The organism is Dorea longicatena (genome assembly GCF_025150085.1).
GTDB lineage: Bacteria > Bacillota > Clostridia > Lachnospirales > Lachnospiraceae > Dorea_A > Dorea_A longicatena.
The window spans coordinates 2,321,355-2,337,430 of the sequence record NZ_CP102280.1 but is presented as its reverse complement, the minus strand read 5'-3'; the positions used below and the strand labels follow the sequence as shown (position 1 = coordinate 2,337,430).

Here is a 16,076-nt window from a genome sequence, read left to right as displayed (position 1 = left end):
ATGGATAAACAAGAACTGGCACTGGTGGTCATCGACCGCCTGAAAAAAGAATACCCGGATGCGGGATGCACGCTGGATTATGACGATGCGTGGAAACTGCTGGTCAGTGTACGTCTGGCAGCACAGTGCACGGATGCGAGAGTCAATGTAGTAGTAGAAAGCTTATATGCAAAGTACCCGGATGTCAATGCACTGGCAGAAGCCACACCGGAAGAGATCGAAGAAATTGTAAGACCATGCGGACTGGGCAAGAGTAAAGCGAGGGATATCAGTGCATGTATGCGCATGCTCCGTGATGAATATGATGGAAAAGTCCCGGATGATTTTAATAAATTGTTGAAACTTCCGGGAGTCGGAAGAAAGAGTGCGAACCTGATCATGGGGGATGTGTTCGGCAAACCGGCGATTGTTACGGATACGCATTGCATCAGACTCTGTAACCGGATCGGTCTGGTAGATGAAATCAAGGAACCGAAGAAAGTAGAGATGGAACTTTGGAAGATCATCCCGCCGGAAGAAGGCAGTGATTTCTGCCACAGGCTGGTATATCACGGAAGAGACGTCTGTACAGCGAGGACGAAGCCGCATTGTGAGAAATGCTGTCTGGCAGATATCTGTGGGAAACATATTTAAGTAAATGCATTTATGAAAATAAAGCTTGCGCAAGTAAAATGAAATTCATATAATAGTCTTAGAGACGAGGGAGTAGCATAGGAAATGTGTTACTCTCTTTTTTAGCAGGAAAGGATTGAGGATTATGGCAGACGTAGTAAGTATATTAGACGAATTACAAAACAAAGCATTAAAAGACGAAAAGTTAAAACAACAGCTCCTCGCAACCAGAACAGAAGCAGACCCGCTATCTGCCTTCTGCAAGACCTGCCGGAATCTTGGTTACGAATTATACGAAATGGAATTAATTGCGGCAGGAGAAGAATTCCATGCCGCAATGAAAAGAAGCACCAATGGCGGAGGGGAGAACTCGCCGATGATCGAGGCTGAAGATGATTTCTATGAATTGTTCTTCGCAAATCTTGAAGATCATTAACCAAGGATTTTCTTCATATCCTCTTCCACAGTACTGATCTTCTGAATATTATAATTCTCCACCAGTATCTTCCATACATTTTCAGAGACGAATGCAGGAAGTGTTGGACCAAGCAGGATATTTTTCACACCGAGAGATAATAGCGTAAGCAGGATACATACGGCCTTCTGTTCATACCAGGAAAGAACCAGGGTGAGCGGGAGGTCGTTTACGGTACAGTCAAAGACTTCTGCAAGTGCAAGAGCAACTTTAATAGCGCTATAAGCATCATTACATTGCCCCATGTCCAAGATCCTTGGAATACCGTCGATGGAACCAAGATCCAGGTCATTCAACCGGTATTTTCCGCAGGCAAGAGTCAGAATCAAGGTGTCCATAGGTGCAGCTTTGGCGAAATCCGTATAGTAGCTTCGTCCCGGAGCGGCACCGTCACATCCGCCGACCAGAAAGATATGGCGGATCTTGCCGGCCTTTATAAGTTCCACGATATGCCCGGCATTAGAAAGAACAGCATTGTGGGCGAATCCGGTTGTGACTGTAGACCCGCCGTTGATTCCGGTCATCGGATGATCTTCCGGATATCCCTTGCATTCCAGAGCTTTCTCAATAACCGGAGTGAAATCTTTGTCCTCTCCGATATGCACCAGATCCGGATATGACACGATGGAGGTGGTAAATACCCGGTCGCAGTAACTCTGACGGACCGGCATCAGACAGTTGGTAGTAAATAACACAGGTGCCGGAATGTTGTGAAATTCCGACTGCTGACTCTGCCAGGCAGTTCCAAAGTTTCCTTTTAAATGAGAATATTTCTTTAATTCCGGATATCCATGTGCCGGAAGCATCTCACTGTGGGTGTAGATATTGATTCCTTTTCCTTCCGTCTGCTTTAATAACAGTTCCATATCATGAAGATCATGTCCGCTGACAACGATGAAAGGCCCCTTTTCGATGGTCAGTGGAACTTCTGTCGGTACCGGATTGCCATAAGTACCAGAGTTCGCATGATCCAGAAGCTCCATGCAGCGGAAATTGATCTCACCCGTTTTTAATACGAGAGCAAGTAATTCGTCACTGCTTTTTTCCGAACCGAGGGCTTCGAGTCCTTCATAAAAGAAATCAAGGACATTTCTGTCTACATAATCCAACGCATAAGCATGATAAGCGTAAGCAGCCATGCCGCGCAGTCCGAAAAGAATCAGAGACTTTAACGAGCGGATATCTTCCTGATCTTCCCAGATATGGTGGACATCATAATTCATGATATCCGGATAGATCCGGTCCTTTTCGACATTTACTTCACGAATGAGTTCGATAATCGTATCATTGAAAAAATTAACATTGGTAATCGTGGTGAATAACCCTTTTAAGATAAGTTCATCCGCATGTTCGAAAGAAGCATCCGGATTCAGGGCAAGCTTTTTACGCACGGCACGTGACAGGCCGATCAGCGCACCGGTAAGCTCATCCTGATAATTGGCGGTGTCACTTTTCTTTCCACAGACACCGGCACGCCCTTCACATCCGGAATTATGAGCGGTCTGCTGACACTGGAAACAAAACATTTCTTCCATAATAAATACCTTCCTTGCTATATATTTATGACAGAATTAGTATGTTTCCAAAGAATAAAAAATATGCAGGGAAAATTAACCCTGCATATTTTTAAACGAATCAAAAAGTTCCATGTCATCGGCTTTCAGCTTGACATTGGTACAATAATTTTTCCCTTCCGGTGTAGTAACATTGATCTCGATGATTGATCCCTCTACTAATGCGTCCTGTGATACGGCGCGTAAAAACAGCGGGAATTTTGGATGGTTGGCACGAAAACGATCCATGCCTGATTTTATCTTTTGCATCATGGTGATCTGTCGGAAATCCATGTGTTTATCCTCCTTTTTTTTCAGTAAATATTACAGATTATAGAAAAATCTGCTGTTGTTGTAATACTTTGATATTGTTAAGACATAATTTTGTTTATTCAGAAACTGAAACAATTATACTGAAAAAAGTTTGGAAAGTCAAAAGAATTTGTCTATGAAAGATGGGATGAAAGACAGGGGCAAATGTGATAAGATAGTAAGACATAGTGGGTGTGGGAAAATCTGCGGATCAAAAAAGTGATGAGTAGAAAAAGACGAAATGTAAGGAGCAAGGACAGAATGAGTGAGGCAATCAAAGAAGCGGAAAAGATACTGAAACAATACTACGGCTATGACCATTTCCGGGAGGGACAGATCCCGGTGATCAAAGCGGTACTGGGAGGCAGGGATGTGCTTGGAATCATGCCGACCGGAGCAGGAAAGTCGGTGTGTTATCAGGTGCCTGCACTTATGATGGAAGGAATTACAATCGTGATCTCGCCGCTGATCTCGCTTATGAAAGATCAGGTGGGAACGCTGAACCAGATGGGAGTCCATGCCGCTTTCTTAAATAGTTCTCTGACTGCAGGACAGTATTACAAAGCACTGCAGCTTGCAAAGCAGGGAAGGTACAAGATCATATATGTGGCACCGGAGCGTCTGGAGACAGAAAGTTTTCTGGATTTTGCACTGTCTGAGCATGTAAAGATATCTTTCGTTGCAGTAGATGAGGCACACTGCGTATCACAGTGGGGACAGGATTTCCGCCCAGGGTATTTGAAGATCCTGGATTTTCTGGATCGTCTGCCGTACCGTCCGGTGGTCGGTGCATACACGGCGACAGCGACGGCAGAAGTAAGAGAAGACATCCTTGATATCTTAAAGCTTCAGAACCCGTATGTGGAAACAACCGGGTTCGATCGTGGAAATCTTTTCTTCGCAGTGAAGAAACCTGTGGATAAGTATAAGGAATTAGTCAGTTATCTGAAGGAAAAAGGATGTGATACATCCGGTGACAGTGGAATCATTTACTGTCTGACAAGAAAAAGCGTGGAGCAGGTCTGTTACGATCTGAGAAATGAAGGGTTCTCCGTAACCAGATATCATGCCGGATTATCGGATGAAGAACGGAAGGAAAATCAGGAGAACTTCATATATGGAAAGCGGCAGATCATGGTGGCGACAAATGCATTCGGAATGGGAATCGACAAGCCGGATGTACGCTTTGTCATTCATTATAATATGCCGAAAAATATGGAAAGCTATTATCAGGAGGCCGGACGTGCAGGAAGAGACGGGGAGCCGTCGGAATGTATCCTGTATTACGAGCCGAGAGACGTAAGAACGAACCGTCTCTTTATTGAAAATGGAGAAGAGAACAGCGAACTGGATGAAGAGACGCGCAAAATTGTGAAAGAACGGGATCTGGAACGGTTGAAACAGATGACATTTTACTGCTTTACGTCGGAATGCTTAAGACAATATATCTTGAATTATTTTGGAGAAAAGAGCAGTTCTTATTGCGGAAACTGTCTGAACTGCCAGACACAGTTTGAAGAGGTAGATATCACATTGGAGGCGAATACAATCCTGCGGTGTCTGGATGCACTGGACTGGAATTACGGGGCAGCGATGGTGATCGATATTGTGCACGGCGGAAAGAGTCAGAAGATCCTGGGCAAGAATCTGGATAAGAATCCGGAATATGCAGTGTTAAGTGAGCGGACGGTTCCGAGATTACGACAGATATTAAGGGAATTACAGTTCCGCGAATATGTGGAAGAAAAGGGCGAACAATATCCGGTAATCTGTCTGACACCGGAAGGGAAAGCATTTATGAAAACGGAAGAACCGCTGATCATGAAGCTTCCGAAAGAAGAGACAGAAAAGAAATCTGAATCAAAAGAGAAAAAGAACAGACGCAAAAAAGGCGCAGTGGCAGCGGAACTTTCAGAAAAAGATGCAGAATTATTCGAAAGCTTACGGGAACTCAGACGTGAGATCGCATCGGAAGAAAAGGTACCGCCGTATATGGTATTTGCAGATAAGACACTTGCCGGCATGTGTGTAATGCGTCCGGCGACACGGGATGAGATGTTGGAAGTATCGGGTGTCGGAGAGCATAAACTGGAAAAGTATGGAGATAGATTCTTAGAAATTCTCAGAAAGGGATAATAGATATGGCAAAAAAGAAAATATATGCAGTAAGAAAAGGACATAAGACAGGATTATTTGAGACCTGGGCAGAGTGTCAGAAAGCGACGTCCGGATACTCCGGAGCAGAGTTCAGAGGCTTCACAGACAGAGAAGAAGCGATGGCATTCTTGCAAATGTCAACTACTGCAAATGTATCTAAGGATGAAGAAAAAGAAGCAGCAGGAATTGTTGAAGTGCCGGAAAATATGGTGATTGCCTATGTGGACGGAAGCTTTGAAAAAAGCATCGGAAGATATGCATTTGGCTGTGTGATCCTGACACCGGCCGGAGAAGAATTCAGAAAATCTGGAAGCGGTTGTGATCCGGAAGGCGTGAAGATCCGTAATGTAGCAGGAGAAATGCTCGGCGCGATGAATGCAGTGCAATGGGCGAAAGAGCATGAGTATCCGGCAGTAGAGATTCGCTATGATTACGAAGGTGTGGAAAAATGGGTGACAGGCGTGTGGCGGGCCAAGACACCGCTTACCAGCAAGTATGCGGCACATATGCAGGAAGCAGCAGAGCAGATAAAGATATCTTTCTGCAAAGTCGCAGCGCATACAGGAAATCATTATAACGAAGAAGCGGATCAGCTTGCGAAAAGTGCATTGCTTCGTACGGATGAAAATGTGAGTATATAGAGGAAGCAGATGCAGTTTACATGAAGATGTGAACTGCATTTTCAGCAAAAATACATACAGAATTCATAAAGTGTTAATACAATATTGGCATATTCTGGTGTATACTAAATACAAATAATAGATAAAATCAGAATGTAACAGTAGAATGCAGCTGATAAGGAGGAACTCTATGAAAAAAAACGACAGGCGAAAACGAAAACTGCAGGAAGAAGCCTGTGATTATGAAATAGAACGTACACCGACAACCAGATACGAGCCGGATTATGAGGAAGGCCTGACGTCGGCGCAGGCAGAAGAACACAGGCGTGACGGGTGGGGTAACATATCAGTCGATCCTCCGGCGCAGACAACGGAAGAAATCATTAAGGAAAATGTATTTACATATTTTAATCTGATCTTTCTGGTTCTGGCGATCCTTCTGATAATTGTGGGCTCGTTCCGCAACCTGACATTCCTTCCGGTCATCATTTTTAATACACTGATCGGTATCATACAGGAAATCCGTTCCAAAAAGACACTGGAAAAATTAAATATGCTAAATGCACCACATGCAACAGTGGTCAGAGACGGAAAGACTTCACGGGTCAATTCGGAGAGTCTGGTTCTGGATGATATTGTAATCTTTAAAGCAGGAAATCAGGTCTGTGCTGATGCAGAAGTGGTACATGGAAGTGTGCAGGTCAATGAATCTCTTTTGACAGGAGAATCAGATGAGATTACCAAGAATCCGGGAGATCATCTGATGTCGGGAAGCTTTATTGTGGCAGGAGAATGTCATGCAAGACTGGATGCAGTAGGTGTGGATTCCTACATTTCCAAACTGACACTGGAAGCAAAAGCAATGCAGAAAGGTGAGCAGTCAGAAATGATCCGTTCACTTGACAAACTGGTAAAATTTGTCGGTATCGCATTGATCCCAATCGGAATTATACTGTTCGTGCAGAGCTTCTTCTTTAACGGAGATCCATTCCGAAGCAGTATTACTTCTATGGTGGCGGCTGTGATCGGTATGATTCCGGAAGGGTTATACCTTCTTGCGAGTGTAGCAATGGCAGTCAGTGCAATGCGTCTGGCAAAACAGAAGGTTTTACTTCACGATATGAAGAGTATTGAGACCCTCGCAAGAGTTAATGTGCTTTGCGTTGATAAGACCGGAACGATTACAGAGACAAACATGAGTGTAAAGGATGTGGTTCCGACATCCAATTATAAAAAAGATGAAATGCCGGAACTTCCGAAAATGCTTGGTGATTTTGCGAAAGCAATGAGCAGTGATAACATCACTATGGAGGCATTAAAAGAATATTTTAAAGAAGGAACAGGAAAGAAGGCCGGGTCTGTAACTCCGTTTACATCTGCAACCAAATACAGTGGTGTCACATACGAAGAGGAAGTACATGTACTTGGAGCACCGGAATTCGTGCTGAGAGATGATTTTGATGAATATAAAGAAGAGATTGAAGGGTATGCAGGAAAAGGAAACCGTGTGCTGGTATTCGGTACGTATGACGGAGAACTGGACGGAAAAGCACTGACCGGCAAGGTAACGCCGCTTGGATATGTCCTTCTTGCCAATCCAATCCGAAAAGAAGCACCGGAGACATTTGCTTACTTTGCAGAGCAGGGTGTAGAAGTGAAAGTTATATCCGGAGATAATCCCCTGACCGTTTCTGAAGTGGCAAAAGAAGCCGGAATTGCAAATGCAGACCGTTATGTCGATGCAGCGACTCTTCACAGTGATGCAGAGATTGCAGATGCGGTTGCCAATTATACAGTATTCGGACGTGTAACACCGGATCAGAAACGTAAATTCGTACACGCCCTTAAAGACCAGGGCAAGACAGTAGCAATGACCGGAGACGGTGTCAACGACGTACTGGCATTGAAAGATGCCGACTGTAGTGTAGCCATGGCATCCGGAAGTGACGCGGCAGTACAGGCTTCGCAGGTGGTATTACTGGAGTCCAACTTTGCATGTATGCCGTCGGTAGTAATGGAAGGAAGACGGGTGGTTAATAATATCCAGCGTTCAGCCAGTCTGTTCCTGGTGAAGAATATCTTCTCCTTCCTGTTGTCCCTATTCTCCGTAGTGCTGATGATTACCTATCCGATGGAACCATCCCAGATATCGCTGATTAGCATGTTTACGATCGGAGTACCTGGATTCTTCCTGGCGTTCCAGCCAAATAAAGAAAGAATACAGGGACATTTCCTGACCAATGTATTCCTGAAGGCATTGCCGGCAGGCCTGACCGATGTACTAATGGTCGGCGCACTGGTCGTATTCGGTAAGACATTTGATGTAAATACTACAGATATCTCGACAGCAGCAACGATGTTGCTTCTGATCGTAGGATTCATCATCCTGTTCAATATCTGTAAACCGGTCAATATCTTCCGCGGTGTAGTCTGGGGAGGATGCCTGACCGGCTGTATCTTATGTATCATCTTCCTGCCGAAATTATTCGCAATTACGGGAATGTCAACGAAGTGTATCATGTTATTCGTAGTATTCTCGATTGCAACCGAGGCAGTACTGCGATACCTGACACTTTTGGTAAGAGGATTGCAGAAAGGATATCGGAAGATAAGGCATAGAGAAGAATAAGTCGATTGGGATTTCATTTATTAACTGGGAAGCGGCCTCTCAGTCCTTGAAGGAAACAATAGATAAGGCTTCTTGTTCAGGTTCCATACCATAAGAAACACTAAGAGAGTCAGAATCACCTAAAAGCAAAGGAACTACGCTCAAACTCGTTCGCTTCGTTCCTTTAACGGTGATTCCGACTCTCTAACTGTTTCTAACGGCATTCCACATTCACAATAATCCTTATCTATTGTTTCCTTCAAGTCGTGACTGGCAGCGGATGTTAAGAAATGAAATACCCGGAACTATAACCTGGTGTAGTCCACTACGGTACACAATCTTGTCAAAAGCCTTGAAAATCCGCTAATGACAGCTGATTACTGTAACCTTCCGCTGTCACAACCGTTACGCAATTGCCATTTAGTACCATAAAAGTGTAGTTGTTAGAGAGGAATTAACTCTAACATCTACACTTATTTTATTATAATAAGGGAAGTAGTTGGTATGACATATTGCCATTAGGATTTTCACATCCGTGAATGAAACCGTCAGCCATCCCCTTATTATAAACATTCATTTAAGCAGGTTGAAACTCGCAGGAGCTTTCGCGTAACGAACTAAACTGAATCATAATAAGTGTAGATGGGATAAACAACTGCAATTCTATAAAAAGAAAAGGAGTATATTATGATCAGCGTAGGAATTGATGTATCAAAAGGGAAAAGTACAGTATGTATTTTGAAACCATATGGAGAGATTGTTAGTAAGCCTTTCAATATTACCCATACCCAAAAGGATTTAAGCGAATTATCTTCCATGCTTTTCAGACTAAATGATGAAGTCAAAATCGTTATGGAAGCAACCGGAATTTATCATCTTCCAGTTCTTACATATTTACAGGAAAAAGGATTTTTTGTTTCTGTAATTAATCCGTATCTTATGAAAAGTTATCGTAACGAAAGTCTGCGAAAAGCCAAAACCGACAAGATTGATTCCCGTATCATTGCTAATTATGGAATTGATCATTGGTTTAAAATGAAAGAATTTCAAATTTCTGGAGTGATTTATGAAGAGTTGAAGTTGCTTGGACAGCAATATCGGCATTATATGAAGCTTCATCTTTTATCTCTCGCTGAATTGACCCATCTTTTAGATTTGACCATGCCTGGAATAAAGAATCTTCTTGCAAGTTGGAATGAAACAAATCGGAAAGATAAAAGAAGTGATTTTGTGGAACGTTTTTGGCATTATGATGTAATAACATCTATGTCTGAACAGGAATTTACTGAAAAGTATATACTTTGGGCAAAAGAAAAGAAATACGTCCCAAGCCAGGAAAAAGCCAAAGTTATATACACCCTGGCTCAGGAAAGTATTCCCACATTACCTTCAGAAACCTCATCGGTCAAAATGCTGGTGACTGAAGCAGTTCGGGTGCTCAAGGAAGTTGATGCAACCCTTGGTCTAATTTTATCACGGATGCAGGAAATAGCCAAGACTTTGCCAGAATATTCGGTTGTAAGAGAAATGGGTGGAGTGGGAAATACATTAGCCCCAAAGTTAATTGCAGAAATAGGAGATGTTCGCAGATTTCGCAACGGGAAGGCATTGGTTGCATTCGCAGGAATTGATCCACCACCGTATGAATCTGGCCAATTTGTAGGTTGTAATAGGAAAATCTCGAAACGTGGTTCAGCATCATTGCGCAAAGTAGGATACGAAACAATGAGAAGTTTAAAAATGCGTTCCAGGCCAGAAGATCCGGTTTACCGATATGTTGTAAAAAAGGAATCAGAAGGTAAAAGTAAAAAATCAGCAAAGATAGCCGGATTAAATAAGTTTTTACGCATTTATTATGCTCGAGTAACCGAACTATATAAAAATATATAATCTTATATAAAATAAATAATTTTTTAGACTGCCAATCAGACAGTCTATTTGTGGTACGCAAATATATTTTGTGACAGAAAATAAAAAAGATAAAAATAATTATTGACTTTTCTTAGCAGGTTTCATTCTTAAGGCATTTGATATCCACGGAATAAAAAGTAGGAAGCCGTTCCTGTGAATGTGAAGAAGGTGTTGGAAATAGTTAAGCGTCAAAATTATGCGTTGGGTTTTCGAAATTTGCCTGTTTGAGCCGAATGGCGAGTTGCAAATTTCGGAAGCCCGTTTTTAGCATAATTTTGACGCTTTAGTATTTCCCACCGACGGAACCTGAACAGGAACGGCTTCCTACTTTTTATGCAGGTCCGGGTAGTCATGCCTTCTAAATTAAATCCCAACGATATTTCCGTCCAGATCCTTCCAGGTGAATTTGCCGCCCTCGCAGATCATATATCCATGAGCAGAACCTTCCTTAGGAATTGATACAGAACCTGGATTCATATAGATAAAATCCCCCATATCTTCATTTGCAGGAATGTGTGTATGACCATTCAGAAGAATATCTCCTTTTTTCAACATCGGAGGATTCTTTGGATTGTGATGATGTCCGTGAGAAGCGAAGATGGTGCGCCCGTCAATTTCAAGGAAGCAGTAGTCGGCAAGAATCGGGAATTCCAGTACCATCTGATCTACTTCCGTGTCGCAGTTACCACGGACACAGAGCAGCTCCTGTTTCATAGGATTTAACATGGCAATGACTTCCTTTGGATTGTAATCCTTTGGCAGGTCATTACGCGGACCGTGATAAAGGATGTCTCCGAGAAGAAGAAGGCGGTCAGCACCTTCACGTTTGTAAGCGTCAAGCATTTTACGGCAGTAGTAAGCAGAGCCGTGGATATCGGATGCAATCATTAATTTCATATGTATATACCTCACTTTGATATTATATAAGTATCTGTTGTCAGAGCATCTAATATCAGAATGAATATCAGGAGATCTGATATCAGAGCACCTAAAAGAATTTTAACATAAATCCCGGGAAAAATATAACAAAATTAAGAACATTAAATTGTCGACATTCACCATTATACATTTATAAAAGAATGATTTACAATAAAGTTAAGAAATGCAGAAAGCGAGGAAGTAAGATGAAAGCTTACGAAAGATTTTTAAAGTATGTGTCTGTATGGACGACAAGTGATGAGACGAGCGAGACGGTTCCATCGGCAGACAGGGAACTGGTACTTGCAGAGTTACTGGTGGAAGAGATGAAAGAACTGGGAATTGAAGATGCAAGAGTGGATGAGAAAGGATATGTATACGGATCTGTTCCTGCAACACTGGGATGTGAAAATGCACCGGCACTGGGACTGATCGCGCATATGGATACAGCACCGGATGCGCCGGGAGACAATATTCATCCGCAGATCATCGAGAATTACGATGGCAAAGACGTAGTACTTGGAACAAGTGGAAAGACGATCAAAGTAGAAGAATTTCCATATCTGGCAGATTTAAAGGGACGGACATTGATCACGACAGACGGAACAACACTTCTGGGCGCGGATGACAAAGCCGGAATTGCAGAAGTGCTGACTGTCGTAGATGAGATTCTGAAAGAAGGACTTCCACATGGAAAGATCTGTATCGGATTCACACCGGATGAAGAGATTGCAAGGGGAGCAAAGCATTTCGATGTAGAAGGATTCGGAGCAGATTACGGATATACTTTAGATGGAAGCGCCGAAGGTGAGATCCAGTATGAGAACTTCAATGCATCTACAGCATTTATCACGATCCATGGTGTCAGTGTACATACAGGAACTGCAAAAGATGTATTGGTGAATTCACAGACGATTGGAACAGAATTCCACCAGATGCTGCCGGTATCAGAAAGGCCGGAGACAACGGAAGGGTACGAAGGATTCTATCATCTGGTAAGCTTTCATGGAAATGTTACAGAGACAAAGATGAAGTATTTTATCCGTGACTTTGATACAGACGGATTCCATGCAAGAGCATCAAAAATGCAGGAGATCGCAGGCAGTCTGAATGAAAAGTATGGAGCAGGAACGGTTGAAATTGAGATCGTAGAATCCTATTACAATATGCGTGAGAAGATCGAACCATGCATGCAGCTCATTGAATATGCAAAGAAGGCCGCAGAAAATGCGGATATCGTTCCAGATGTTGCGCCGATCCGCGGGGGAACGGATGGTGCAAGATTAAGCTTCAAAGGGCTTCCTTGTCCGAATCTTGGAACCGGCGGATATGCATTCCACGGGGTATATGAGCACATTACAGTAGAAGGAATGGATAAAGCTGTTGTGATGGTAAAAGATATCGTTGGTATGTTTGCAAAATAAACAGGGATTTCTTTGGCGGTTGGTGCTTGTTTGTAATGACGATCTGCTGTATTATGGGGAAGTACAGTAAAGAACCGTTTACATTTGTCAGACAGGAACGGAACAAAACGGAAGATGAAGAGGAATATAATGGAAATAAATATCATATCAGAACTGACAACATTTATAGAACATGCACCGACAGCATTTCATGCGGTTGCAGAATTAAAAGAGATCCTGAAGCAGGAAGGATTCGAAGAATTAAAAGAGTCAGAAAAGTGGAAGGTCAAACCTGGGAAAAGATACTATGTAACAAGAAATAATTCCAGTATCATTGCAGTAAAAGCCGGAAAAGAACTGGACAACTACAGTTTCCATGTGACAGCATCACACAGTGATTCGCCGGCATTTAAACTGAAAGAAAATGCGGAGATTGAGGTTGCAAAGAAATATACGGTACTGAATACCGAAGGTTACGGCGGTATGATCTGCCAGACATGGTTCGACAGACCATTGTCACTGGCCGGAAGAGTTATGGTTAAGAATGGGGAAAGAATCGAAACCAGACTTGTGAAGGTGGACAGAGATCTTCTGATGATACCGAGTCTTGCAATTCATATGGACCGGAAAGTGAATGAAGGAAGAGCTGTTAATAAACAGATTGATATGTTACCGGTATTATCGGGAAGCGTGAAAGAACAAGGAGAGGTAAGATCCTTAGTTGCAGAAGAATTGGGATTAAAAGATACGGATATCTATGGCATGGATCTGTTCTTGTATAACCGTATGGGAGCGGTCAGATGGGGAAGCAACCGTGAATTTATCGGGTGTCCGAGACTGGATGATCTGCAGTGTGCATTTACATCTATGAAAGGATTCCTGGCAGCGGAAAATGAACAGAATATCAATGTCTATGCCTGTTTTGATAACGAAGAAGTGGGTTCGGGAACAAAACAGGGAGCTGCATCTACATTTCTTTATGATGTATTGTGGCGGATGAACAAAGCACTTGGAAAGAACGAAGAGGAATTTCACCGTGCAGTAGCAGGAAGCTTTATGCTGAGCTGTGACAATGCCCATGCGGTACATCCGAATTACAGGCAGAAGACGGATGCGACAAACTGCGTCTATATGAATGACGGCATTGTGATCAAATCACATGCCGGACAGAAATATACGAGTGATGCGGTCAGTGTGGCAGTATTCAGGATGATCTGCGAAAAAGCAGGCGTACCATTACAGTATTTTGCTAATCGTTCGGATGAGGCCGGGGGAAGTACATTGGGGAATATTGCGATGACGCAGGTGTCAATGAATACAGTGGATATTGGATTACCGCAGCTTGCCATGCACTCGGCCTATGAGACGGCCGGTGTAAAGGACACGGAGTATATGGTGAAAGCGGTAGAGACATTTTATGCATCGCATATACAGGCTGATTCGGATGGAAATTATCAGATTAACCAGTAGTTAGAAAAATAAGACAGGATAACAGAAGTTATGACAGAATTAGGATACAAGACATTACGTGAAAGTATTGTAGATATTATAAGAAAACGGATCATTAACAGGGAATTGCAGCCGGGGCAGAAGATTGTCGAACAGGAACTCGCAAAGGAATTCCAGACCAGTCGTGCGCCGATCAGAGAGGCACTGCGCGAACTGGAGAACGAAGGCCTGGTAGAATATGTAAGAAATGCCGGATGTTCCGTGAAAGAGATCACATTCGAAGAATCATTTGAAATCTATCTGATGCGTGCGAATTATGAGATTATGGCAGTGCGTCTTCTGGGAGGAAAGATACCGGAAGAAACGCTGCAGGAGATGGAAGAAATCCTGGAACGCATGAAGAATCTGGATGTGGACGAATATGATCAGCTGTTTTCATATGATAATAAGTTCCACAGCTGTCTGATCAGAATGACCGGAATGAAAAGTCTGTATAAGGCATGGAAAAGTCTGAATTATGGGAATATCGTAACGGGGTATAATCTGGCATCGGACAAAAAAGCAGTAATCACACGACAATATCCGATACATAAAGAACTGCTGGAAGCATGCAAGAGCAGGAAGAAAGAAGAAATCTGCAGGGTATTGTCGGATCATTATATGAGTACGATCCACAGACTTTTAAAAGAACAGGGAATGACGGAAGCAGACACGAAGTTTTCACTGGACTTTCTGATTTCATAAAGAAGTCGTAGAGGGATCTTGGAGAGTATGATTCCGGGAAAATGAATGATGGATGAAAAAGAGAAATGTTGGTGTAATGACACAGGCATTTCTTTTTTATTGTCATGTGTTGTAAGGAGATGCCTGTAACGATCTTTTTAACATACAGCAGGTTTTAAAATGACAGATGTTGTGCATAAAATACAAAAAGAGATATAAAATACAAATAATATGTTGAAAAATATACAAATATATGGTATATTACATTCAACCTCATTGACGATTGTCGACAAAAGATATAAAAGAAAAATATATCATCTGAAGCAGTCATCGGAAGGAAGTATGCAAAATGAGTCTTTGGAAATATAAATATTTTTTGGATGTAGTGGAACTCAAGAGTTTTACAAAGGCCGGAGCAAGAAATTATGTAACACAGACGGCAGTAAGTCAGCAGATCGCCTCTTTGGAAAAAATGGCGGGAGGGACTCTGCTGGAGAGAGGCAATGGTGAGATCTGCCTGACAGAATTAGGGGAGATTGTCTATGAGTATGCCAGGGAGATGGTGCAGACGCACGAACGGATGCTGCATGAGATAGAAAGATATAAAGAAAGCAGCGTAGTCCGTATCGGAATCGATAGTTCTATAAACAAATTGTTCTGGGCAAAGATGCAGAAGATGATTAATGATAAGCATTCCGAAGCAGACTTCCACTTCAGTAAACTGGATTCCTACATAGGCAGCCGGATGCTGAGAGAAAATACATTGGATATTTATATTGGATACGGACTAAATGAGTTGGAGCAGCCGGATGAAATAGGAGAAAAGCCGCTGATATCCAGCCGGATCGGAGCATATATCGGACTGGAATCATCGATAAATGAGCAGCCGGAGTTTAAAGCAAAGGATCTTGAGCGTTATACCAGATATGGAACAAAGTCATATTTATGCAGTATGATGAATGGACAAAAGAATGATCCGCAGTTGCTTACACAAGGAATAGAATTGGTTGACAATGTGGATACCATGAAATTAAAGGTAGAATTTAACGACGGATATGCACTGGCAGACAGTCAGTATTTCTCCTATAGTGATGGAGATATGCTGCTGCTTCCGGGATATGAAGGAGAGTGCGTGATCAAAGCATTCTACAGAAAAAAAAGAAACAAAAAGAAAGTAAAAGAGATTCTGGAAGAAATTAAAAATGTAGTGAACTCATAAGAAAAAATTATCGATTGTGAAAAACGATCGATAATTTTTTGCGATTTTATAATGGGAAAATACATATTTTATATTTGACAGAACAATGAAAAAAATAAGATTTTCTTATAGTACAT

Annotated in this window: 13 protein-coding genes; 10 read left to right on the top strand and 3 right to left on the bottom strand. The window is 42.4% G+C overall.

The features are described 5' to 3' along the window. A complete protein-coding gene (locus NQ508_RS11115; RefSeq protein ID WP_006428382.1) occupies window positions 1–633 on the top strand; it encodes an endonuclease III domain-containing protein in 633 nt (210 codons plus the stop codon). A 124-nt stretch (window positions 634–757) separates the two neighbouring features. Next, window positions 758–1,048, top strand: a complete 291-nt coding sequence (locus NQ508_RS11110) for a hypothetical protein (protein WP_006428383.1) — start codon at window positions 758–760, stop codon at window positions 1,046–1,048. Here the strand turns inward: NQ508_RS11110 and hcp are convergent. Next, complete coding sequence (gene hcp, locus NQ508_RS11105) at window positions 1,045–2,613, bottom strand: hydroxylamine reductase (protein WP_334290497.1); 1,569 nt, start codon at window positions 2,611–2,613, stop codon at window positions 1,045–1,047. The genes NQ508_RS11110 and hcp overlap by 4 nt on opposite strands. Before the next feature lie 84 nt (window positions 2,614–2,697). Continuing rightward, the gene (locus NQ508_RS11100; protein ID WP_006428386.1) at window positions 2,698–2,934 is read right to left on the bottom strand and encodes a hypothetical protein; all 237 of its coding nucleotides are present in this window, start codon (window positions 2,932–2,934) and stop codon (window positions 2,698–2,700) included. A 279-nt stretch (window positions 2,935–3,213) separates the two neighbouring features. Between NQ508_RS11100 and recQ the strand changes: the two genes are divergently transcribed. The 4 genes from recQ to NQ508_RS11080 all read left to right on the top strand — a co-directional run bounded on the left by recQ (window position 3,214) and on the right by NQ508_RS11080 (window position 10,227). Then, the gene (gene recQ, locus NQ508_RS11095; RefSeq protein ID WP_006428388.1) at window positions 3,214–5,088 is read left to right on the top strand and encodes a DNA helicase RecQ; all 1,875 of its coding nucleotides are present in this window, start codon (window positions 3,214–3,216) and stop codon (window positions 5,086–5,088) included. A 5-nt stretch (window positions 5,089–5,093) separates the two neighbouring features. Continuing rightward, window positions 5,094–5,750: a ribonuclease H1 domain-containing protein gene (locus NQ508_RS11090; RefSeq protein ID WP_006428390.1), complete on the top strand. Its 657-nt coding sequence runs from the start codon at window positions 5,094–5,096 to the stop codon at window positions 5,748–5,750. A gap of 169 nt (window positions 5,751–5,919) precedes the next feature. After that, the gene (locus tag NQ508_RS11085) at window positions 5,920–8,358 is read left to right on the top strand and encodes a cation-translocating P-type ATPase (RefSeq protein ID WP_044920370.1); all 2,439 of its coding nucleotides are present in this window, start codon (window positions 5,920–5,922) and stop codon (window positions 8,356–8,358) included. Window positions 8,359–9,024: 666 nt separating this feature from the next. Then, window positions 9,025–10,227: an IS110 family RNA-guided transposase gene (locus NQ508_RS11080; RefSeq protein WP_006426109.1), complete on the top strand. Its 1,203-nt coding sequence runs from the start codon at window positions 9,025–9,027 to the stop codon at window positions 10,225–10,227. Window positions 10,228–10,611: 384 nt separating this feature from the next. Here NQ508_RS11080 and yfcE read toward each other — a convergent pair whose 3' ends face one another. Further along, complete coding sequence (gene yfcE, locus NQ508_RS11075) at window positions 10,612–11,145, bottom strand: phosphodiesterase (protein ID WP_006428394.1); 534 nt, start codon at window positions 11,143–11,145, stop codon at window positions 10,612–10,614. A 227-nt stretch (window positions 11,146–11,372) separates the two neighbouring features. Between yfcE and pepT the strand changes: the two genes are divergently transcribed. The 4 genes from pepT to NQ508_RS11055 all read left to right on the top strand — a co-directional run bounded on the left by pepT (window position 11,373) and on the right by NQ508_RS11055 (window position 15,960). Further along, entirely contained in the window at window positions 11,373–12,590 is a 1,218-nt protein-coding gene (gene pepT, locus NQ508_RS11070; RefSeq protein ID WP_044920372.1) for a peptidase T, read from the top strand. Window positions 12,591–12,719: 129 nt separating this feature from the next. Further along, the gene (locus NQ508_RS11065; protein ID WP_044920374.1) at window positions 12,720–14,039 is read left to right on the top strand and encodes a M18 family aminopeptidase; all 1,320 of its coding nucleotides are present in this window, start codon (window positions 12,720–12,722) and stop codon (window positions 14,037–14,039) included. A 30-nt stretch (window positions 14,040–14,069) separates the two neighbouring features. Further along, window positions 14,070–14,762: a GntR family transcriptional regulator gene (locus NQ508_RS11060; RefSeq protein WP_006428397.1), complete on the top strand. Its 693-nt coding sequence runs from the start codon at window positions 14,070–14,072 to the stop codon at window positions 14,760–14,762. 328 nt (window positions 14,763–15,090) lie between these two features. Further along, window positions 15,091–15,960 (top strand): LysR family transcriptional regulator, encoded by an 870-nt coding sequence (locus NQ508_RS11055; protein ID WP_006428398.1) that lies wholly within the window; start codon window positions 15,091–15,093, stop codon window positions 15,958–15,960. The last annotated feature ends 116 nt before the right edge of the window (window positions 15,961–16,076 follow it).

Excerpts from the sequence above, each read along its gene's own strand:
- NQ508_RS11090 (WP_006428390.1), top strand. The coding sequence starts at position 5,094 with ATGGCAAAAAAGAAAATATATGCAGTAAGAAAAGGACATAAGACAGGA.
- yfcE (WP_006428394.1), bottom strand. The coding sequence starts at position 11,145 with ATGAAATTAATGATTGCATCCGATATCCACGGCTCTGCTTACTACTGC.
- NQ508_RS11100 (WP_006428386.1), bottom strand. The coding sequence starts at position 2,934 with ATGGATTTCCGACAGATCACCATGATGCAAAAGATAAAATCAGGCATG.
- recQ (WP_006428388.1), top strand. The coding sequence starts at position 3,214 with ATGAGTGAGGCAATCAAAGAAGCGGAAAAGATACTGAAACAATACTAC.
- NQ508_RS11060 (WP_006428397.1), top strand. The coding sequence starts at position 14,070 with ATGACAGAATTAGGATACAAGACATTACGTGAAAGTATTGTAGATATT.
- NQ508_RS11055 (WP_006428398.1), top strand. The coding sequence starts at position 15,091 with ATGAGTCTTTGGAAATATAAATATTTTTTGGATGTAGTGGAACTCAAG.
- NQ508_RS11115 (WP_006428382.1), top strand. The coding sequence starts at position 1 with ATGGATAAACAAGAACTGGCACTGGTGGTCATCGACCGCCTGAAAAAA.
- NQ508_RS11065 (WP_044920374.1), top strand. The coding sequence starts at position 12,720 with ATGGAAATAAATATCATATCAGAACTGACAACATTTATAGAACATGCA.
- hcp (WP_334290497.1), bottom strand. The coding sequence starts at position 2,613 with ATGTTTTGTTTCCAGTGTCAGCAGACCGCTCATAATTCCGGATGTGAA.
- NQ508_RS11080 (WP_006426109.1), top strand. The coding sequence starts at position 9,025 with ATGATCAGCGTAGGAATTGATGTATCAAAAGGGAAAAGTACAGTATGT.
- pepT (WP_044920372.1), top strand. The coding sequence starts at position 11,373 with ATGAAAGCTTACGAAAGATTTTTAAAGTATGTGTCTGTATGGACGACA.
- NQ508_RS11110 (WP_006428383.1), top strand. The coding sequence starts at position 758 with ATGGCAGACGTAGTAAGTATATTAGACGAATTACAAAACAAAGCATTA.
- NQ508_RS11085 (WP_044920370.1), top strand. The coding sequence starts at position 5,920 with ATGAAAAAAAACGACAGGCGAAAACGAAAACTGCAGGAAGAAGCCTGT.